The organism is Pseudomonas sp. LBUM1669 (assembly GCF_059695705.1).
In genome coordinates this window covers 1,832,088-1,852,051 of the sequence record NZ_CP166784.1, presented here as the reverse complement: position 1 = coordinate 1,852,051, position 19,964 = coordinate 1,832,088, and the positions used below count along the sequence as shown (strand labels likewise).

The window sequence follows — 19,964 nt, the reverse complement described above, 5'->3', positions numbered from 1 at the left end:
TCTACCTGTTCAGACGGCGGCAATAATTGGGTCATGTTTGAATCGACACCACAGTGGTGGCAGATCCTCCGGGAGCGGGCGGTATTCGCCGATCTCGGACCAGCCTCCAGGGCCATGAAAATCACTGCCGGCGCTGACCAGCAGACCGAACTCACGGGCAAGAATCGCCAGGCTGCCCACTTGCTCGGCGGGCTGATGGCCATTGACCACTTCAATGGCGTGGCCCCCGGCTTGAATATAGTCAGAAATCAGGCGGCGACGCTTGCTGCGAGTGAAATCGTAGTGCCACGGATGCGCCAGGCTGACCCAGGCTTTCGCGGCTCGCAGGGTTTCGACAGTGTCTTCCAGGGTCGGCCAGTGCTGCTTGACGTCGCCCAGCTTGCCGGCGCCCAGCCATTTACGGAACGCTTCGGCGCGATCCTTGACGAAACCTTCACGCACCATCCAGTCGGCGAAGTGCGGACGGGCCGGCGCATTGCCGCTGTCGCCCAGTTCCTGCTGGATGGCCCGGGCACCTTCCAGCGCGCCGGGCATGCCTTTCAATGCCAGCTTGCGGCTTATTTCTTCGGACCGTAGCCAGCGGCCATCGTGCAATTTGGCGATCGCCTCGACCAACGGTACGGCAGTCACATCAAATCCGTAGCCGAGCACATGAATGGTCGCGCCGCCCCAGGTGCAGGACAATTCGACGCCGTTGACCAGTTGCATCCCCAGCGCCGTGGCCGCACTGCGGGCCTCGTCGAGCCCCTCGAGGGTGTCGTGATCGGTCAAGGCCAGCACTCGCACGCCTTTCTCGAACGCACGCGCCACCAGGACAGCAGGCGCGAGAGCGCCATCGGAGGCGGTGCTATGGCAGTGCAAGTCAACATTCACGGGGATGTGTTACCTCAAATCAGCTGGCGCTATCGCGCGCCCATATGTTTGTTATTATGCCGCCACATCCTGCTTCTGGCTGCCACTGTGAAACAATTCATCGATTTCATCCCGCTCCTGCTGTTTTTCATCGTTTTCAAAATCGATCCACGGGTCGTCGACATTGGCGGTCATCAGCTGACTGTAGGCGGTATTTACAGTGCCACCGCGATGCTGATCATCAGCTCCCTGGTGGTTTACGGTGCGCTGTTCATCAAGCAGCGCAAGCTGGAGAAGAGCCAGTGGCTGACCCTCATCGCCTGCCTGGTCTTCGGTAGCCTGACCCTGGCGTTCCACAGCGAAACCTTCCTGAAGTGGAAAGCGCCGGTGGTCAACTGGCTGTTCGCCCTGGCGTTCATTGGCAGCCACTTCATCGGTGACCAACTGCTGATCAAGCGCATCATGGGCCACGCACTGACCCTGCCGGACCTGGTCTGGACGCGCCTGAACATCGCCTGGATCGGCTTTTTCCTGTTTTGCGGTGCCGCCAACCTGTTCGTCGCGTTCACGTTCCAGAGCTACTGGGTCGACTTCAAGGTCTTCGGCAGCCTGGGCATGACGTTGCTGTTCCTGGTCGCCCAGGGCATTTATCTGTCCCGTCACCTGCACGACGCCGATACCACCACGCCAAAAACCGAGGACTGACATGCTTTACGCAATCATTGCCACAGACGTCGCCAACTCCCTGGAAGCCCGCCTGGCCGCACGGCCTGCCCACCTTGAGCGTCTGCAAGTGCTCAAGGGTGAAGGTCGTATCGTATTGGCCGGCCCGCACCCGGCGGTCGACAGCAATGATCCGGGCGCGGCGGGCTTCACCGGCAGCCTGATCGTCGCCGAGTTCGATTCCCTGAGCGCCGCCCAGTCCTGGGCCGATGCGGATCCGTACATCGCCGCCGGCGTCTACGCCAACGTTTCGGTCAAGCCGTTCAAGCAAGTCCTGCCGTAAATTGCGCCCGCGCGATGAACCTTGCCGGTTCATCGCGCGCTCAACGCTCATTATTCTCGTTTGCCGGCCGACAACCTGCCCAATACTCGTATTGGAATCAGGAGTGGCGATGCGCAAAGGTCCGTTGTGTCTGATGTTGGTGACGTTGTCGATGGTGGCCCCTGCCCACGGCGAAGAAAGCGCCGAAGGCGGCAGTTCGACGCCGCTGTCGCTGAGCGCCGGCAGCCAAATCACTGAGTTGCAGCAGCGCTTGAAGGCAAGTGAGCAGCAACGAGAAGAACTGAGCAAACAACTGCAAAATACCGACAGTGAACGTGAAAGCGCTCAGTTGGGCCGGTTGCGCCAGGAGAACCAGCGCCTCAAGCTGCAACTCAAGGAAGCCCAGGCCAGCAACCCGCTGCCACGTCTGCTGACTGATCAGCAGCAATGGTTTGTAATCGGTGGTGGAGTGGCGCTATTGGCCCTTCTCTGCGGTATCTTCGCCAGTGGCGCCACCAGAAAACGTCGGCAATGGCTAAATTGAGTGAGTAATGAGCGAGCTGTTATTAATTGATGATGACCAGGAGCTGTGCGAGCTCCTGAGCAGTTGGCTGAGCCAGGAAGGCTTTCAGGTCCGTGCCTGTCACGACGGCCAGAGTGCTCGCCGTGCGCTGGCCGAAACCTCCCCCGCCGCCGTGGTACTGGACGTGATGCTGCCGGACGGTAGCGGTCTGGAACTGCTCAAGCAATTGCGCAGCGACCATCCGGACCTGCCGGTGCTGATGCTGTCTGCGCGTGGCGAGCCACTGGATCGTATCCTCGGCCTGGAACTCGGCGCCGACGATTACCTGGCCAAGCCGTGCGACCCACGGGAACTGACAGCCCGTCTGCGCGCCGTACTGCGCCGCAGTCATCCAACGGCGGTGTCCAGCCAGCTCGAACTGGGCGACCTGTGCTTCAGTCCGGTGCGTGGCGTGGTCAGCATCGACGAACAGGAATTCACCCTCACCGTCTCCGAAAGCCGTCTGCTCGAAGCCTTGCTCAAGCAACCCGGCGAGCCGCTGGACAAACAGGAGCTGGCGCAAATCGCCCTAGGCCGCAAGCTGACCTTGTACGACCGCAGCCTGGACATGCACGTCAGCAACCTGCGCAAAAAAATCGGCCCGCATCCCGACGGCCGCCCGCGCATCGTTGCCCTGCGTAGTCGCGGTTACTACTACAGCCTGTAAGCACCAGGAAGAACTGGATAAGAACAACCTGTGGCGAGGACGCTTGCTCCCGTCGGGCTGCGAAGCGGCCCCAAACGAAGGCCTGCTGCGCAGTCCAGCGGGAGCAAGCTCCCTCGCCACAGGTCACTGCCGGCAAAGTTTGTAAGGACGCCACGAACTCGTCTTTACCCAAGCTTTACGCTCCGCTGACCGCCGCTGACCTTGATCTCCGTAATCTGAACTCATCCGGAACGTACCGGGAACGAGACAAGGAGATTCACCATGCGCAAGACTCTTATCGCTCTGATGTTCGCTGCCGCCCTGCCGACCGTTGCCATGGCCATGCCTGAAGGTGCCGGCTCGATGGGTGGCCCGATGGACGGCCCGCGCCACGGCGGTCAGATGCACGGCATGCACGGTAAAGGCCCGTACAGCCAGCTGGACCTGAGCCGCGAACAGCGTGAGCAGATCCGTAAAATCATGGGCGAGCAGATGCACGAGCGTAAGCAAGTGGTCGAGAAGTACCTGGAGAAACTCTCGCCGGCCGACCAGAAAGCCATGAAGGACGAAATGGCCGCCAACCACAAGAAAGGCGAAGCCGAGGTCCGTGGCCTGCTGAAACCGGATCAACAGAAGAAATTCGACGAGATCCAGAAGAAACAGGCTGAGCGCCGCGCCGAATGGGCCGAGTTCAAGGCGTGGAAAGCGCAACAACCGCAAAAAGCGCAATAATGCGCTGACCCAGGACCCGACGGCTAACCCCGTCGGGTCTGTCTCCACCCAGTTAAATGTGGGAGCGGGCTTGCTCGCGAAGGCGTCCTTTCAGTCACGTTGATGTTGAATGTACCGACGCTTTCGCGAGCAAGCCCGCTCCCACATGGGATTTGTGTTTGTCTGAGGATTTTCTGTGCGCTCATTGTTCTGGCGTATCCTGGCCAGCTTCTGGCTGGCCATCGCTCTGGTTGCTGGGCTTTCCATTCTGTTGGGGCACATGCTCAACCAGGACGCATGGATTCTCAGCCGCCACCCGGGCCTCAACACCCTGGCCGAACAGTGGACGCAAACCTACGAAGCCCAGGGTGAGGAAGCCGCTCAGGACATCCTGGAACAGCGCAAGCGCCAGTATCACATCGACGTTCAGGTGCTCAACGAGAGCGGCGACCCGGTGGTGCGCGGCACCTTCCCCCGGCGTGCGGCGGCTTTCGAAGCACGGCAGAACAACGACGATCGCCGCCTGCCGTGGCGACGTCTGACCGACGAATACACCAGCGCCAAAACCGGCGACACCTACCTGCTGATCTACCGCATCCCGCACCCGGAACTGGACGCCTGGCACCGCGAAAGCCTGCTCTGGCCGCTGAGCGCGCTGGGTATTGCGCTGGTGGTGCTGACCCTCTTCAGCCTGTTCGTGACCCTGTCCATCACCCGCCCGCTGAACCGCTTGCGCGGCGCGGTGCATGACCTTGGGCAAACCACCTATCAGCAGAACAGCCTGGTGAAACTGGCTAACCGGCGCGACGAATTTGGTGTATTGGCCAACGACTTCAACCGCATGGGTGCGCGCCTGCAAAGTCTGATCGGTAGCCAACGACAATTGCTGCGCGATGTGTCCCATGAACTGCGTTCACCGCTGGCGCGACTGCGCATTGCCCTGGCACTGGCCGAACGGGCCACACCCGAGGAACGGGAAAAACTCGCGCCACGCTTGACCCGTGAATGCGATCGACTGGAAGCCTTGATCAGCGAAATCCTGGTATTGGCGCGGGTCGATGCCGACAACGCCAGCGCTGAAGAAGTGGATCTGAATGCGTTGCTCAGTACGCTGCAAAAGGATGCGCAATTGGGTTCATCGGAGCAGACCGTTCACCTCGACGCCGAACCGCAGCTGAACCTCAAGGGCTGGCCGACGATGATCGAGCGCGCCGTCGACAACCTGCTGCGAAACGCTCAGCGCTTCAACCCCGTGGGGCAGTCGATTGAAATGCAGGCGGTGCGCCAGGGTGAGCGAATTGTGGTCAGCGTCAGGGACCATGGGCCCGGTGTCGATGCCGAGCATCTGACTCAGTTGGGTGAGCCATTCTATCGGGCGCCGGGGCAAACGGCGGCCGGGCATGGCTTGGGACTGGCCATTGCGCGACGTGCGGCGGAGCGACATGGCGGGAGTCTGGTACTGGCCAATCACCCGCAAGGCGGGTTCATTGCCAGCCTGGAATTACCGTTGGTGCCCGGAGCTGTCGTCCAGCCTTGAAAGCTTCGCGGGCAAGTCGGATCGCCGCCCGCTCGCTCCTACAGGTCCTATGCCGAACACAATATCGAGGCATGACACATAAACCTGAGCGAGGCTTGCCCGCGAAGCATTTGATTTCAGGGTTTAGAAGGCCAGGCGCTGACGAACTCGGCGAGGTCGACTTTCTCCGCCACCCGCGGCTCTTTCTGCGGCGTGCCCAGGTACAGGAAGGCAATCACCTCTTCCCCTTCTGCCAACCCCAATCCCTTGGCCACATGCGCCGAGTACGCCAGCTCACCGGTGCGCCACACCGCGCCAATGCCTTGCGCGTAAGCGGCCAGCAGAATCCCGTGAGCCGCACACCCTGCCGCCAGCAATTGCTCGGATTTCGGGTATTTGACGTGGTCCTGCAACCGTGCGATCACCACGACCACCAGCGGTGCGCGCAACGGACCGTTACGCGCCTTGTCCAGCGCCGCCTCGGACACTTCGCTGTCTTGCAGCTTCGCCGCTTCGGCCAGCAACTCGCCCATTTGTTCGCGCGCCGCACCTTCGACTGTCAGGAAGCGCCAAGGCTGCAAATGGCCGTGGTCCGGCGCACGCATCGCGGCAGAAAACAGCACTTCACGCTGCGCTGCGGTCGGTGCCGGTTCGAGCAGTCGTGGAACGGAAACACGGTTGAGCAAAGCGTCGAGAGCCTGCATCGGCCACCTCCTGAAAAATATGTGCAGCTATTCTAGCTTCAACTGCCGTGGCAGTGCCGGTTTACATGCCCTGCCCCGCAGGTAGAATGGCGGCCTTCCCTTCTTCAGCCCGAGCGGACTTCATGGCGTTGCCGACCTTACGGATTATTGGTTTCATCATCGGCATCTTCCTGATCACGCTGGCCATCGCCATGGTCGTGCCCATGGCGACCCTGGTGATTTTCGAGCGCACGAGCGATCTGCCGTCGTTCCTCTGGGCGAGCATGATTACCTTCGTCGCGGGTTTGGCTCTGGTCATCCCCGGTCGTCCCGAACACATACATCTGCGCCCGCGAGACATGTACTTGCTGACCGTCAGCAGCTGGGTGGTGGTGTGCATCTTCGCTGCGCTGCCATTTCTGCTGACCCAGCGCATCAGCTACACGGACTCGTTCTTCGAAAGCATGTCCGGCATTACCGCCACAGGGGCCACGGTGCTCACGGGCCTGGACAGCATGTCCCCCGGCATCCTGATGTGGCGCTCGTTGCTGCACTGGATCGGCGGCATCGGCTTTATCGGCATGGCGGTGGCGATTCTGCCGTTGCTGCGCATCGGCGGCATGCGGCTGTTCCAGACCGAGTCGTCGGATCGCTCCGAAAAGGTCATGCCGCGTTCGCACATGGTGGCGCGTTTGATCGTTGCGGCCTACGTCGGCATCACCATTATCGGCAGCCTGGCGTTCTGGTGGGCCGGGATGAGCCCGTTCGATGCGATCAACCACGCGATGTCGGCGATTTCCACCGGTGGTTTCTCAACGTCCGACCAGTCTTTGGCCAAGTGGCCTGAGCCTGCAGTGCATTGGGTCGCGATCGTCATCATGATTCTTGGTGCCCTGCCGTTCACCCTGTATGTAGCGACCTTGCGCGGTAACCGCAAAGCACTGATCAAGGACCAGCAGGTGCAAGGCTTGCTCGGCATGTTGCTGGTGACCTGGCTGGTGCTAGGCACCTGGTACTGGTGGACCACCCAGCTGCATTGGCTGGAGGCGCTGCGGCATGTGGCGCTGAACGTGACCTCGGTGGTGACGACCACCGGTTTTGCGCTGGGGGACTACAGCTTGTGGGGAAATTTCTCGCTGATGCTGTTCTTCTATCTGGGTTTTGTCGGTGGTTGCTCGGGTTCGACTGCCGGCGGGATCAAGATTTTCCGTTTCCAGGTCGCCTACATCCTGCTCAAGGCCAACCTTAACCAATTGATTCACCCGCGGGCGGTGATCAAACAGACGTACAACGGTCACCGCCTCGACGAAGAGATCGTGCGTTCGATCCTTACTTTTTCCTTCTTCTTCGCCATCACTATTTGCGTGATCGCCCTGCTGCTGTCGCTGCTCGGCGTGGAATGGATGACTGCCCTGACCGGCGCCGCCAGCACCGTGTCCGGCGTCGGTCCTGGCCTGGGCGAGACCATCGGCCCGGCGGGCAACTTCGCCACCCTGCCGGACGCCGCCAAATGGATTCTGTCGTTCGGCATGCTGCTGGGCCGACTGGAGATCATTACGGTGTTTGTTCTGTGTATTCCTGCGTTCTGGCGGCACTGACAACCGCCGGCGCTTGCGTCAGCCGCGCCCGATATTCACCGGGCGTGGCGTCGAACCAGCGTCGAAAGGCGCGGAAGAAGTTGCTCGGATCGGCGAATCCCAACAGGTAGGCAATTTCCAGCAAGGTCATGGTGGGCTGCGCCAGGTATTGCTCGGCCAGTTCACGTCGCGTGTCGTCGAGCAAGGTTTGAAAACTCGTGCCTTCCTCCTGCAAGCGGCGCTGCAAGGTGCGTTGTGACAGGTGCAGCGTCTGCGCCACCGTATCGCGCTTGGGTTCGCCCTGGGGCAGCAAACGGCACAGCACCTGCCGCGCCTTGTGGGTCACGCGGCTCTCGGAAAACCGCGCCAGGTATTCGCCGGCAAACCGGTCATGCAACAGCGCCATCGCCTCGTTGGCCGTCGGCAGCGGCGCTTCCATGTCGGCGCGTTCGAAGATCAAGGCGTCATAAGGAGCGTTGAACACCAACGGCGCATGGAACGCTTGTTTATAGGGTTCCAGATCGACAGGCTGATCGCCCTGTATCAGCACCTTGCGCGGTTGCAACGTGCGCCCGGTCAACCAGCCGCACAGCGCCAACGCACAGGCCAGCGAAGCTTCGGCGCTCTGTCGGGTCGGCGGCAAGTGATCGCCATGCACCGTTAGAATCAGCGCATAGCCTTCATCCAGCAGTCGGAAACTCAGGTCGGCACTTTCGGCAATGATCCGCTGATAACGCACCAGCCGCTGAAAGCCTTCGGCCAGGGTCTGGCTGGACATCAGCGCGTAGCCAGCCACATGGAAGGACGCCGGTCGCACCACCTTGCCCATGTTCAGGCCAATCGCCGGGTTGCCGGACAGCTCGACCGCGCGCTGCCACAGGCGTGTCATGGAATCTTGCGGGAAGCGTGCATCCGGATCATCCAGTGAGGCGTAGTCGAGCCCCAGCTGCTTGAACAGAGCCCGGCAATCCAGGCCGTCCATCTCCAGTGCTTTGACAATCCCCATCGCCCAGCTTGCAGAAGTCGTTCGTTCGCTCATGGCGTTTTCTTACTGTTTTGTGAGCCGTCTACACGCGGCAAATTTGCGAAGGATACTAAAGTGGCGCCTATTGTCACTGGCCGATGCCAATGATCACTCTAGACTTAAATAGGCTACCCGCAGAACAACTTGCAATCAGAACAACAACCACAGAGATCGCAGTCGTGGAAAACGTCAAACGTTTCAATACGTTCGCTGAGTTTTACCCGTATTACCTCAGCGAACACAGCAACAGCACCTGTCGGCGACTGCATTTTGTCGGCACCACCCTGGTCATCTTCATTCTGGCGCTGACCATCGGCAAAGGCGCCTGGTTGATGTTGCTGGCCTTGCCGCTGGCAGGTTACAGCTTCGCCTGGGCCGGGCATTTCTTCTTCGAGAAGAACCGTCCTGCCACGTTTCAACACCCCCTTTATAGCCTGCTCGGCGACTTTGTCATGTACCGCGACATGATTCTGGGGCGTGTGCCGTTCTAGGCTCCACTCGCCATCAAAACGTCCTGCGCAGTCAGTGCGATAGTGGATCCAAGTCCTACACTCAAGACATCCCTGTCGCCAAGAACAAGAGGATAGCTGATGAACGCCAATGCACGATTCACCCACATGCAGGATGGCACGCAGGAAGACTGGGCGATCATCGCCGCCGACTTCAGTGCCTACGCCAGGCAATTGCCGTCACGGATTGTGGCGCACCTGAAATTGCTGGAGGGTGATTTTGGCGGCTTCCCGGTGGATCGCCTGACCCACTCCTTGCAAACCGCCAGCCGTGCCTGGCGCGATGGCAGGGATGAAGAATACGTGGTTTGCGCCCTGTTGCACGACATCGGCGACACGCTCGGTTCCTATAACCATCCGGACATCGCCGCGGCGATCCTCAAGCCGTTCGTCAGCGCCGAAAACCTGTGGATGGTGGAGAAGCACGGGATTTTCCAGGGGTATTACTTCTTCCATCACCTGGGAATGGATCGACACCTGCGCGAGCAATTCAGCGGGCATCCGCAGTATCAGGCGACTATCGAGTTTTGCGCCAAATATGACGCGGCGGCGTTTGATCCGGCTTACGAGACGTTACCGCTGAGCTTCTTTGAGCCGATGATGGAGCGCTTGTTTGCGCAGCCGAAGAACTCGATCTACAAGGCGGCGATGGAAGAACATTCGCCAGCCTGACAGGCTTGGGGTGTCCGGCCAGGCCTCTTCGCGGGCAAGCCCGCTCCCACAGGGTTCTCTGGCGTTTCACAGATTTTGTGTTCACCTCGGTCACTGTGGGAGCGGGCTTGCCCGCGAAGAGGCCAGCTCAGACACTACATTGCTAACAGACTATGCCGGCTCTGCGACTTTAATAGCCTTCAACTCCGCCTCCCGCGCTTGGGCATCCGCCAACCGGTACAACTCGATCGACCCGTCCCAATGCTCGATCAACGCCGTGCACGACTCCACCCAATCCCCGCAGTTGAGGTAATCCACCCCGCCGACTTTGCGAATCTCGGCATGGTGAATGTGCCCGCACACCACCCCGTGCAACTCGCGTTTGACGCACTCGTGGGCGATGGCTTCTTCAAAGTCGCTGATGAAACTGACCGCCGTTTTCACCTTGTGCTTGAGGTAGGCCGACAGCGACCAGTAGCCGTAGCCATAACGCGCGCGCCAGTGATTCAGCCAGCGGTTGAGGGTCAGGGTAAATTCGTAGGCCGAGTCACCGAGAAAAGCCAGCCAGCGGTGATACCGGGTAATCACGTCAAACTGGTCGCCGTGGATCACCAGCAGATGGCGGCCATCAGCGGTCACGTGCACCGCTTCGTCCACCAGTTGGATGTTGCCCAGAATCAGCTTCGAATAGCGTCGCAGAAACTCGTCGTGATTGCCGGTGACGTAGATCACCTCAGTGCCGCGCTTGCTCATGGTCAGCAGGCGGCGAATCACGTTGGTGTGCGCCTGAGGCCAGTACATGCCGCCGCGCAGTTTCCAGCCGTCGATGATGTCGCCGACCAGGTAGATCTTGTCAGCGTGGTAGCCCTTGAGAAACTGCGACAGGTGTTCGGCTTGGCAGTCCCGGGTGCCCAGATGCACGTCGGAAATCCACAAGGTCCGCACACGTTGCTTACGGCTGGGTTTGGCGAGCTCGGCGCTGGTCATGGGCAACACTCAGGACAAGTTTTGGCAAGCTTGCGCCGGTCGGGTTAATGGTCCATGACAGCTGCGAGTCAGTCCTGTGACAACGCCCGGCCGGTGTAGACTGGCCGCATCTTGACCGGGAGACCTGCGATGAGACCGATCCTCACGCTGCGCCAATACACCAAGGACCTGATCGTCCACAGCCACGACCACGCGCAATTGGTGTTCGGGTTGTCGGGTGCGCTGGACTTCGAGGTCGACGGGCTTGGCAGCCAGGTGGTTCAACAGAGTTTCGTGGTGGTGCCGTCGGGTTTCCATCACGCCTGCGGCAGCAGCAATGGCAGCCGTTGTCTTGTGCTGGATATACCGAGTGATCAATGGGTTTCGCAGTCCCTTGGCGATCACGCCGACGCCAGCCACCGTTTGCTCGACAACGCCGGGCGCCTGCCGCTGGACGCAGGGCAAAGCCAATTGGTGAGTTGGCTGGCGGGCAGCCAGGTCAGTGACCCGTTGATTGCCCAGCAGGGCGCGGTGCTGTTATTGGCCAGCCTCAACAACGCCAAGCCTGACATCGTGGGCGGTCGGCGTCTGCCGTATGCGGCGCTGAATGCGCATATCGATCAGTACGCGGCGTGTCCGCTGCAGGTCGCCGATCTGGCGCGCGTTGCCGGGCTGTCCAGCGCCCGGTTGCATGCGCGGTTTGTCGCTGAGTGCGGGCAGACACCGATGGATTACATCCGCAGTCGGCGGCTGCATAGTGCGGTGCGACTGCTGCGGGATTCACCGTTGCCCATCGGCGAGATTGCCAGTCGGGTCGGTTACAGTTCTCAGAGTGCCTTTGCCGCGGCGGTGTTGCGAGAGTTTGGGGCGACACCGGGCAAACTGCGGCGCGAGGCTGGCGACAAAAGTCGATAGTCTGCCGACAGACTGGCTGGGGGCTGATGCGGTCAAATGTAGCAGCTGGCGAAGCCTGCGTTCGGCTGCGAAGCAGTCGTCATCAGGACACATGCGATTTACCTCACGCACCGCGTTTACTGGTTTTACGACTGCTTCGCAGCCGAACGCAGGCTGCGCCAGCTGCTACAGGGGGGCGATGGTCGTCTGGCAGCCCGTTTTAAATACATTTATCAAGGATCGCAATGACTCCCCGTACCGCCCTTGGCGCCCTGCATATCGGCGCACTGATGTTCGGCCTGACCGGTGTATTCGGCAAACTCGCCGCCGCCTCGCCCGCCGTCATCGTGTTTGGCCGTGCGGCATTTGCCGTCCTCGCCCTGGCGGTGTTCGCGCGGTTCGCCAGCAACACGCGCTGGTACAAACTCGAAGCGCTGGACTGGCGCCGTCTGTTGCTCAGCGGTTTACTGCTGGCCGGGCATTGGGTGAGTTTCTTCATTGCGGTGAAAGTGGCCGGAGTGGCGATCGCGACCCTGGGTTTCGCCAGCTTCCCGGCGTTTACCGTGATCCTCGAAGGGCTGATATTCCGTGAGCGGATCCGCGCCAATGAAATCCTCTTGGTGGTGCTGGTGAGTGTCGGGTTGGTGCTGGTGACGCCTGATTTTGATCTGGCGAGTGGCGCCACCACGGGCCTGCTCTGGGCGGTCGGCTCAGGCTTGCTGTTCGCCCTGCTGTCACTGACCAACCGCGCCAGCTCCGGCAGAATCCCGCCGGTGCAGGCCGCGCTGTGTCAGAACGTGGTTGTCGCGCTGTGCCTGCTGCCGGTGGCGGCGCCGCAGTTGAGCGACGTCCGCGCCATCGACTGGCTGTGGATCGGTTTGCTCGGGGTGTTCTGCACCGGCGTCGCGCACAGCTTGTTCGTCGCCAGCCTGGCGGTGATCAAGGCGCGCACCGCCGCCGTGGTGTTCGCCCTGGAGCCGGTGTACGGGATCACTGTGGCGTGGCTGTTGTTCGATGAAAACCCGACGCTGCGCATGCTGCTCGGCGGCGCCTTGATCATCGTCGCGATTGTGGTCTCCAGCAGACTGTCCGGTTCAAGCAAAAAGACCGTGGCAGCCGAAGCCGCGTCTCACTGAGTGCGGTCGTTGTGGCCGAGGTCGCGGTCCGGGTCGATCTGATCGCGAACCCGCTGCTTGAGCACCTTGGCCTCCGGAAAACCGCCGTCGGCCTTGCGCTCCCAGATCTGCACATCGTCACAGAAAATATGAAAAACCCCACCGGTGCCGGGCACCAGCGACACTTTGCCCAGGTCGTCGCCAAAGGTGCTGAGCAGTTCCTGGGCCAGCCAGGCCGCACGCAACAACCATTGGCATTGCGTGCAATAGGTGATGACGATTTCCGGTTTATGCGCGGTCATGATGGGCAATACTCCTGAGCCAGAGGGCGCCGCTATAGTAGTGGCTCAGCGGATTCCGGCCAACAGGCTCCGGGCAGTCTGCTTGAGCGGCTCATCGCCCTCCTTCAGCAGCTCGTTGAGCAGTTCGATGGCACTGTCCAGGTCGCCATCATCGATACAGGTCTGGGCTTGTTCCAGTTTACCGGCACTGATCGGCGTGGCTGGCTCCAGACTGAGCGGTTCAAGTTCCAGTGACTGGCCGGGATCGCTGAAGGTATCGAGAAAGTCGTCATCCAGGGCCTGTGCATCGGGTTCGGCGACCCATTCGAGTTCAGGTTTGTCCAGCGGCGAATCCTCGGGCATCTCGAACACATCGGGCAACACGTGCAGGTTCGAAGTGAACGCTGGCTCTACAGCCTTTGTCGGTGCGTCTGAAGATTTAGCGCTTTCGAAGGGGCTGACCAAATCCCAATTCGCATCCATCGACAGATCATCCAGGTTCAGCTGAAATTCGTCGTCAGGCGCGCCTTCGGCTTTCATCGGCGGGTTGATTGTCGCCGCCGCAGGCACCGGCACTGCAATACTCAGTTTCGGATAACAGACACGGATGTCCTGCAGTTTTTGTGGGTCGACCCCTGCGTCGCGCAAACTGTTTTCCTGTGTCTCATAGGCGGCAGCGTCACCTTGTTTGCCGAGGACTTCCAGCAACTGCAAGGCAAGATCGGTACGCTGTGGCTCCTTGACTAATGCCTCTTGCAACAAACCGGCCGCTTCGGCAAAACGGCCATACGCCAGGTAGATCCCCACGCCTTCCAGCACATCGCCTGACGGCGTCTCTTCATGATGGGCCTGGGCAGGTTTGAGCACAGAACCGTGTGCCTGCGGTTCCGCAGTTCGATCAAGTGCAGGCTCATGTCGCGACGGCAGAACCGGGAAATCCGGAGCCAACGCCTGAACTTGCTGGCGTTGACGTCGAACAAACAGCCCCAGCAACACCAGAGCGATCAGCGCCAGCAAGCCGATAATCAGCGGCCAATGGCTAGCCTCGGGTTCTTCAACGACGACAGGGGCAGGTGCCACCGCTACCGGCGTCACCGGCGGCGCCTGGTTGACCTCCGACAGCCGGGTTTGCAGCTCGCTCACCTGTTTCTTCTGGCCAGCGATCTGTTCATTTTGAGCCTGAAGCGCTGCATTCAACTCATCGATGGTTTTTTGCAACTGCTGGTTTTGCAACACGCTGGCGGCCAGTTGTTCGGCAGCGGGATCGGTCGCAGGCGCGGCAGGTTGAACGACGGCCGGCGCCGGTGCGGACTTCTTCGCCGCCGGTGCCGGCGCAGTGGCCGGTTTGACGCTCGGGAATGGAGAGTTCTGTGGGCTGACGGCAGGTTCGTCTTCTGCCGGCACGATCCCCGGTGAGCCCGGCGGGTCGATCAGCACCGTGTACTCGCGCAGCAAGCGCCCATTGGGCTGATTGAGCTGCACCAGGAAATTCAGGAAAGGTTCATTGACCGGTTTGTTGGACGTCACCCGGATCAAGCTGCGATTGCCCCGCAGGATCGGTGTGAACTTCAGATCATTGAGGAAGAAAACCCGATCGACGCCGGCGCGGGTGAATTCATCCGCCGTCGCCAGGCTGACCGAGAGTTCGTCCTCCTCCAGCCCACCGACATCCATCAAAACGATGTCAGCACTCAACGGCTGATTCAACGCGGAATGAAGGGTAATGTCGCCCAATCCCAGCGCAGGGGCCAATGCCGAGTAAGTGACAGCACCACCGACCAGAAGCAGCCTGGCGCAACACCGCAATACAACGTGCCAACTCTCGAGCATGAGCATCCCTTAGATAACCAGAACCAACCTGTACGCGTTCGCACATCCGGTACGAACACGATATTGCCTAGTAGTTCTTTATAGTCTGCCCAACGGGGTATCTCAAAAAGCTGACGCGCGGTTATGCCTCAAGATTTTTCCAGGTTGGCCAGAATGTGCCCGTGAACACGCATGCAGACCTTCAAGTCAGCCTCATCGACGCCGTCGAACAGTTCGTGGCGCAGTTGATTGGCAATGGTTTCAATTTGTTCGATCAGAGGACGGGCCGGGGCACAGAGGACGATTTTTTTCGCCCGGCGGTCTTCCAGCACGGATTGGCGCTGGACCAGGCCCTGGGTTTCCAGGCTGTCGAGCAACCGGGCCAGGGTCGGCCCTTCGACGCCGACGCTTTGCGCCAGTTCACGCTGGGTCGGTGCTTCTTCAAAGCGCGCCAGGTGCAGCAGCACCAGCCAGCGCGCCTGGGACAGACCCAGGCCAGCCAGACGGCGATCCAGTTCGGCACGCCAACCGCGCGACATCTGGGCCAGTTGCATGCCAAAACGGTGTTGATCAGTTAACGGCATAAAAAACTCATGATTAGACTGAAAATAGAGAAAAACTAATTATTAGTCAGCTAAGCATGACCGTTGGCTTGAGGCAAGGTCTGGTCTGTAGTGAATCGTTACATCACTGTAACAGGTCATTTAAACCTCGAATTCGGATTGCAGCGCCGCCCGAACGCAGTACAAGACACCTTCCGGCACTCTCCCGGCGAACAGCGCGGCAATCTCCGACACCGGCGGCAATTCGCCCTCGCCATCGAGGAAGGCATCCTGCACCTCGCCCATCAACTCTTCGGGCAGGTCCAGTGCTTGCTCCAGCGACAACTGCTGCTTGCCAATCGCTTCGGCGAGCATCGTGTAGACGTTCTTTTCCGAGCATTGCAGCTGACCGGCGATCTGCAGCGGCGTCATGCCGGCGCGAGCGAGGGTGATCAACTCGTGGCGCACGTCGGCAACGACTTTCGGCGCCTCGACCTGACCGCCCAGCACTTCGAGGAAGGCCTCGCCGTACCGTTCGAGCTTGCGCGCGCCGACGCCGCTGACCGTGGCCATTTCCGCCAGCGAGGTTGGCTGGCTGCGGAGCATTTCCAACAGTGTCGAGTCGGGGAAGATGACATACGGCGGCACGCCGTGTTCCTCGGCGAGCTTGCGACGCAAGGCGCGCAAGGCTTCCCACTGTTCGCGTTCTTCGCCGCGAACCAGCTGACTCGCCTGGCTCTTGCTGCTTTTGGCGGTGGTTTGCGGCTTGAGGTCGCGGCGCAGTTCCAGGGTCACTTCGCCCTTGAGCAGCGGTCGGCACGTGTCGCTCAGGCGCAGGCCGCCGTAGCCTTCGAGGTCAATGTCTGCCAGGCCACGGGCCACCAGCTGGCGGAACAGGGAGCGCCATTCACTCTCGCCCATGGCCTTGCCAACGCCATACACCGACAGGTGTTGATGGCCGAAGCTGCGGATCTTTTCGTTGTCCTTGCCCAGCAGCACGTCAACCAGATGCCCGACGCCATAACGCTGGCCGGTGCGGTAGATTGCCGAGAGCGCCTGCCGGGCCGGCTCAGTGGCGTCCCAGGTCTGCACGCCATCGACGCAGTTGTCGCAATGGCCGCACGGCTCGGGCATGTCTTCGTCGAAGTAGGCCAGCAAGGTTTGCCGACGGCAGCGGGTTTCTTCGCAGAGCGAAAGCATGGCGTCGAGCTTGTGCTGCTCCAGACGCTTGTGCCGCTCGTCGCCTTCGGAGTTTTGCAGCATCTGCTTAAGCATCACCACGTCTTGCAGGCCGTAAGCCATCCAGGCATCCGCCGGCAGGCCATCACGACCGCCGCGACCGGTTTCCTGGTAGTACGCCTCAAGGGATTTCGGCAAATCGAGGTGCGCGACAAAGCGCACGTTGGGCTTGTCGATGCCCATGCCGAACGCCACGGTGGCAACCATGATCAGGCCTTCTTCGTTGAGGAAGCGCTTCTGGTGATGGGACCGGGTGTCGTTGGGCAAACCGGCGTGGTACGGCAGCGCCGGGAAGCCTTGCTCGCTGAGAAACACCGCGACTTCGTCGACTTTCTTGCGCGACAGGCAATAGACAATGCCGGCATCACTGCGGCGCTCGGCAAGGAACGCCAGCAACTGCTTGCGCGGCTGCTCCTTGGGTACGATGCGGTAGAAAATGTTCGGACGGTCGAAGCTCGAGAGAAAGCGTTCGGCGTTCTGCAGATGCAAACGGTCGACGATTTCTTCACGGGTGCGCTTGTCGGCCGTGGCCGTCAGGGCAATACGCGGGACGTTGGGGAACAACTCCGCCAACTGACCCAGTTGCAGGTATTCGCGACGGAAGTCATGGCCCCATTGGGACACGCAGTGCGCTTCGTCGATGGCGAACAAGGCGATTTCAAGGCTTTGCAGGAAAGCCAGCATGCGTGGCTGGACCAGACGCTCGGGCGCCAGATACAGCATCTTCACTTCGCCGCGCTTGATCCGCGCCGCCAGATCACGCTGCTGCTCGGCGCTCAGCGTGGAGTTCAATGCAGCGGCGGCGACACCGAGTTCTTCGAGGGTCGCGACCTGATCGTCCATCAGTGCGATCAACGGCGATACCACCACCGCCAGGCCTTCACGCAGCAGCGCCGGCACCTGGAAGCACAAGGATTTGCCGCCACCGGTAGGCATCAGCACCAGGGCGTCGCCGCCACTGGCCACGCGCTCAATGATTGCACCCTGGCGGCCACGGAAACTGTCGTAGCCGAAGATGTCCTTGAGGACGCGTTGAGCCTGTTCGAGCATAAAAACTCCAAAAATCACAAAAACATCCCTGCAAGGCTGGTTCAGAACCACGCAGGCTGCACCGACAAATCGTAAGTGCGCATTGCATGACGCTTCACATCTCAGCCGCGACGCCAGCAGGGCATCACAAAACGCGCGAGTATACCCGAGGCCTCCCTTGCAAAGGGCACCGCTGAGAAGACACATAAGGACAAACACCGCACAACCTGTGGGAGCGAGCCTGCTCGCGATGGCGGCGTGTCAGGCGATAAATGCATTGGATGTACCGGCCTCATCGCGAGCAGGCTCGCGCCCACAGGGATTGCGGTGTTTGTGAGGTCCCGGCAGCGCAAATATCCCGCGCGGCTGGCCTGAGCGCTCAAGAAGGCCTAGAATTCCCGCATCCGTTAATTCCCCCAAGGTAGCCCTTTAATGTCCTTCGCTGAGCAACTAACCCGTTTGCAAGTCTTCCTCGACGCCGACGAACTGCATGACGAGGCGCTGGACTACGTGGCCGCCCACGGCTACCTCACTGCGCTTTCGATCTGTTCCGAAGTCGTTCCGGATCGTGAATGGATCGACGCCCTCTTCGCCGAAGAGCCGCATTACGCCGACGATACAGAGCGTGAAGCGATCGAATCCACCCTGCTGGCCCTCAAGGCTCACATCGCGCGCCAACTGGCTTCCGATGAAGAGTTCGAGCTGCCATGCGACCTGGACCTGGGCGAAGAGCCGGACGATTCCGACCTGCGCGGCTGGTGCATCGGTTTCATGGAAGGCGTGTTCCTGCGCGAAGCGGCCTGGTTCGAAACCGCCGAAGACGAAGTCAGCGAAATGCTGCTGCCAATCATGGTCGGTTCGGGTCTGTTCGACGAACAGCCTGAGTTCGAAGACATCGCCAAAGACGCCAACCTGATGGACGACATGATCGTGCAGATCCCGGAAGCCCTGACCGCGCTTTACCTGCTGTGCCAGGCGCCCGACGAAAAACCGGCGATCCTCAAGCCACGTCACCACTAAGGTTTTGCCTATGGACAACCCCATAGGCAACCGCTCCCTGATGTTGCGTTACGTGCTGCTGGCCATCGGCTGGCTGAGCGTAGCGCTGGGGGTGATCGGGATTTTCCTGCCGGTGTTGCCCACCACGCCCTTTCTGCTGTTGGCGGCCGCCTGCTTTGCCCGCAGTTCGCCACGGTTTTACCAGTGGCTGGTGGGGCATCCACGGCTTGGCCCGTGGATTCGCGACTACCTCGACGGCAACGGCATCCCGCTCAAGGGCAAGGTCTACGCCATCGGCCTGATGTGGGTGAGCATCCTGTTCTCCTGCTACCTGGTGCCCCTGCCGTGGGCGCGGGGGATCATGCTGACCAGCGCGGTGCTGGTGACGATCTACCTCCTCAAACAGAAAACCCTGCAAAAACCCTGAGCTTCTGTGGCGAGGAAGCTTGCTCCCACTGGGTTGCGAAGCAGCCCCAAAACCTCCCCCCCATTTCTCCTGACAAACCTCATTGATTGGTATGGCGACTGCTTCGCAGCCGAACGGGAGCAAGCTCCCTCGCCACAGGGTCCATCTGCCGACCCGACAATTAGTCCTGTCTTTTAAAGAACTCCGCCTAGACTTCAGTCATCTGCACCCGAGCAGCCAGACATGTCCCGTCGCCGGCGTAGTCCAGGAAGGTCAACGCTCCGATTTCGGCTCGGCGGATGGCTGCTGTTGGCCAGTTTTCTGCTGACCGGGCTCGGCAGTGTCTGGGCCGACTGGAACTTTACGCAGATCCTGCAAATCGCCGAAAAGCGCTATGGCCCGCTCGGCCCCGCCCAAGGAAGAATCGAGGCCTGGAGTCAAATGCTCAAAAGCGAACTCAACCAACCCGAGCGCGAGCAACTGAACGCGGTCAATCGCTTCTTCAATCAACAGCTGAATTTTCAGGACGACACGCGCATCTGGCGCCAGACCGATTACTGGGCCACGCCAGAAGAATCGCTGATCAAAGGCGCCGCCGACTGCGAAGACTACGCCCTGGCGAAATATTTCAGCCTGCGCCAACTCGGGATTCCCAGCGAGAAACTGCGCATTACCTACGTCAAGGCACTCTCCCAAAACCAGGCGCACATGGTGCTGACCTTCTACAGCAGCCCCACGGCCGAGCCGCTGGTGCTCGACAACCTGATCGGCGAAATCCGCCCCGCCTCCCAACGCAAAGACCTGCTGCCGGTGTACGCCTTCAACGCCGAGGGCCTTTACTTGCCGGGGACGAATGGCGGAAAACGCAGCAGCGACTCAAAAAAGCTGTCGCGCTGGCAAGACGTGTTGAAAAAAATGCAAGCCGAAGGGTTCGCCGTGGGCGAAGGTTAGCCGCCGTCGCAAGGAGC

The 19,964-nt window shown here is 60.6% G+C and carries 22 protein-coding genes; 14 read left to right on the top strand and 8 right to left on the bottom strand.

Annotated elements, in window-relative coordinates; genetic code table 11:
- Positions 1–9: 9 nt before the first annotated feature.
- A complete protein-coding gene (locus ACA051_RS08565; RefSeq protein ID WP_497309131.1) occupies positions 10–873 on the bottom strand; it encodes a PHP domain-containing protein in 864 nt (287 codons plus the stop codon).
- A gap of 87 nt (positions 874–960) precedes the next feature.
- Between ACA051_RS08565 and ACA051_RS08560 the strand changes: the two genes are divergently transcribed.
- From ACA051_RS08560 to ACA051_RS08535, 6 genes are all read left to right on the top strand, one after another.
- Positions 961–1,557: a septation protein A gene (locus tag ACA051_RS08560; RefSeq protein WP_219095129.1), complete on the top strand. Its 597-nt coding sequence runs from the start codon at positions 961–963 to the stop codon at positions 1,555–1,557.
- 1 nt (position 1,558) lies between these two features.
- Positions 1,559–1,858, top strand: coding sequence for a YciI family protein (locus ACA051_RS08555; protein WP_497309129.1), 300 nt, complete (start codon positions 1,559–1,561; stop codon positions 1,856–1,858).
- 109 nt (positions 1,859–1,967) lie between these two features.
- Positions 1,968–2,381 (top strand): SH3 domain-containing protein, encoded by a 414-nt coding sequence (locus ACA051_RS08550; protein ID WP_497309128.1) that lies wholly within the window; start codon positions 1,968–1,970, stop codon positions 2,379–2,381.
- Positions 2,382–2,388: 7 nt separating this feature from the next.
- Positions 2,389–3,066, top strand: a complete 678-nt coding sequence (locus ACA051_RS08545) for a response regulator transcription factor (protein WP_008010984.1) — start codon at positions 2,389–2,391, stop codon at positions 3,064–3,066.
- Between the two features lie 261 nt (positions 3,067–3,327).
- Complete coding sequence (locus ACA051_RS08540) at positions 3,328–3,777, top strand: LTXXQ domain protein (protein ID WP_497309127.1); 450 nt, start codon at positions 3,328–3,330, stop codon at positions 3,775–3,777.
- Between the two features lie 175 nt (positions 3,778–3,952).
- Positions 3,953–5,293, top strand: coding sequence for a sensor histidine kinase (locus tag ACA051_RS08535; RefSeq protein WP_497309125.1), 1,341 nt, complete (start codon positions 3,953–3,955; stop codon positions 5,291–5,293).
- Between the two features lie 116 nt (positions 5,294–5,409).
- On the opposite strand, the gene ACA051_RS08530 is transcribed toward ACA051_RS08535, so the two are convergent.
- Positions 5,410–5,976: an NAD(P)H nitroreductase gene (locus ACA051_RS08530; RefSeq protein WP_461957750.1), complete on the bottom strand. Its 567-nt coding sequence runs from the start codon at positions 5,974–5,976 to the stop codon at positions 5,410–5,412.
- A 122-nt stretch (positions 5,977–6,098) separates the two neighbouring features.
- On the opposite strand from ACA051_RS08530, the gene ACA051_RS08525 reads away from it, so the two are divergent.
- Positions 6,099–7,553 (top strand): TrkH family potassium uptake protein, encoded by a 1,455-nt coding sequence (locus ACA051_RS08525; RefSeq protein WP_497309123.1) that lies wholly within the window; start codon positions 6,099–6,101, stop codon positions 7,551–7,553.
- Here ACA051_RS08525 and ACA051_RS08520 read toward each other — a convergent pair.
- Positions 7,510–8,571: an AraC family transcriptional regulator gene (locus tag ACA051_RS08520; protein WP_497309122.1), complete on the bottom strand. Its 1,062-nt coding sequence runs from the start codon at positions 8,569–8,571 to the stop codon at positions 7,510–7,512. The genes ACA051_RS08525 and ACA051_RS08520 overlap by 44 nt on opposite strands.
- 164 nt (positions 8,572–8,735) lie before the next feature.
- Here ACA051_RS08520 and ACA051_RS08515 point away from each other — a divergent pair, with 164 nt between their 5' ends.
- A complete protein-coding gene (locus tag ACA051_RS08515) occupies positions 8,736–9,047 on the top strand; it encodes an Mpo1-like protein (RefSeq protein ID WP_497309120.1) in 312 nt (103 codons plus the stop codon).
- Between the two features lie 99 nt (positions 9,048–9,146).
- A complete protein-coding gene (locus ACA051_RS08510; RefSeq protein ID WP_497374375.1) occupies positions 9,147–9,737 on the top strand; it encodes an HD domain-containing protein in 591 nt (196 codons plus the stop codon).
- A gap of 150 nt (positions 9,738–9,887) precedes the next feature.
- Here the strand turns inward: ACA051_RS08510 and ACA051_RS08505 are convergent, their stop codons facing one another.
- Entirely contained in the window at positions 9,888–10,703 is an 816-nt protein-coding gene (locus ACA051_RS08505) for a UDP-2,3-diacylglucosamine diphosphatase (protein WP_283190225.1), read from the bottom strand.
- Positions 10,704–10,832: 129 nt separating this feature from the next.
- On the opposite strand from ACA051_RS08505, the gene ACA051_RS08500 reads away from it, so the two are divergent.
- Together ACA051_RS08500 and ACA051_RS08495 are read left to right on the top strand one after the other, a co-directional pair.
- Complete coding sequence (locus tag ACA051_RS08500; protein WP_497374373.1) at positions 10,833–11,597, top strand: helix-turn-helix transcriptional regulator; 765 nt, start codon at positions 10,833–10,835, stop codon at positions 11,595–11,597.
- 224 nt (positions 11,598–11,821) lie between these two features.
- Positions 11,822–12,712 (top strand): DMT family transporter, encoded by an 891-nt coding sequence (locus ACA051_RS08495; protein ID WP_497309114.1) that lies wholly within the window; start codon positions 11,822–11,824, stop codon positions 12,710–12,712.
- Here ACA051_RS08495 and ACA051_RS08490 read toward each other — a convergent pair.
- The 4 genes from ACA051_RS08490 to recQ form a co-directional block, all read right to left on the bottom strand.
- Positions 12,706–12,993, bottom strand: coding sequence for an Rdx family protein (locus tag ACA051_RS08490; RefSeq protein ID WP_084320512.1), 288 nt, complete (start codon positions 12,991–12,993; stop codon positions 12,706–12,708). The two genes, ACA051_RS08495 and ACA051_RS08490, sit on opposite strands and share 7 nt — an antisense overlap.
- A 45-nt stretch (positions 12,994–13,038) precedes the next feature.
- On the bottom strand, positions 13,039–14,802 hold the full coding sequence (locus ACA051_RS08485) for a motility hub landmark protein FimV (RefSeq protein WP_497309112.1): 1,764 nt from the start codon (positions 14,800–14,802) through the stop codon (positions 13,039–13,041).
- A 128-nt stretch (positions 14,803–14,930) separates the two neighbouring features.
- Positions 14,931–15,365, bottom strand: a complete 435-nt coding sequence (locus tag ACA051_RS08480) for a MarR family transcriptional regulator (RefSeq protein WP_497309110.1) — start codon at positions 15,363–15,365, stop codon at positions 14,931–14,933.
- A 120-nt stretch (positions 15,366–15,485) separates the two neighbouring features.
- Complete coding sequence (gene recQ, locus ACA051_RS08475) at positions 15,486–17,612, bottom strand: DNA helicase RecQ (RefSeq protein WP_497309109.1); 2,127 nt, start codon at positions 17,610–17,612, stop codon at positions 15,486–15,488.
- A 411-nt stretch (positions 17,613–18,023) separates the two neighbouring features.
- Between recQ and ACA051_RS08470 the strand changes: the two genes are divergently transcribed.
- From ACA051_RS08470 to lapG, 3 genes are all read left to right on the top strand, one after another.
- Complete coding sequence (locus tag ACA051_RS08470) at positions 18,024–18,611, top strand: UPF0149 family protein (RefSeq protein ID WP_497309107.1); 588 nt, start codon at positions 18,024–18,026, stop codon at positions 18,609–18,611.
- A gap of 10 nt (positions 18,612–18,621) precedes the next feature.
- Positions 18,622–19,017, top strand: coding sequence for a YbaN family protein (locus ACA051_RS08465; RefSeq protein ID WP_497309105.1), 396 nt, complete (start codon positions 18,622–18,624; stop codon positions 19,015–19,017).
- A gap of 222 nt (positions 19,018–19,239) precedes the next feature.
- Positions 19,240–19,947 carry a cysteine protease LapG gene (gene lapG, locus ACA051_RS08460; RefSeq protein ID WP_497309103.1) on the top strand — a complete coding sequence of 236 codons (708 nt, stop codon included), beginning with the start codon at positions 19,240–19,242 and terminating at the stop codon, positions 19,945–19,947.
- The last annotated feature ends 17 nt before the right edge of the window (positions 19,948–19,964 follow it).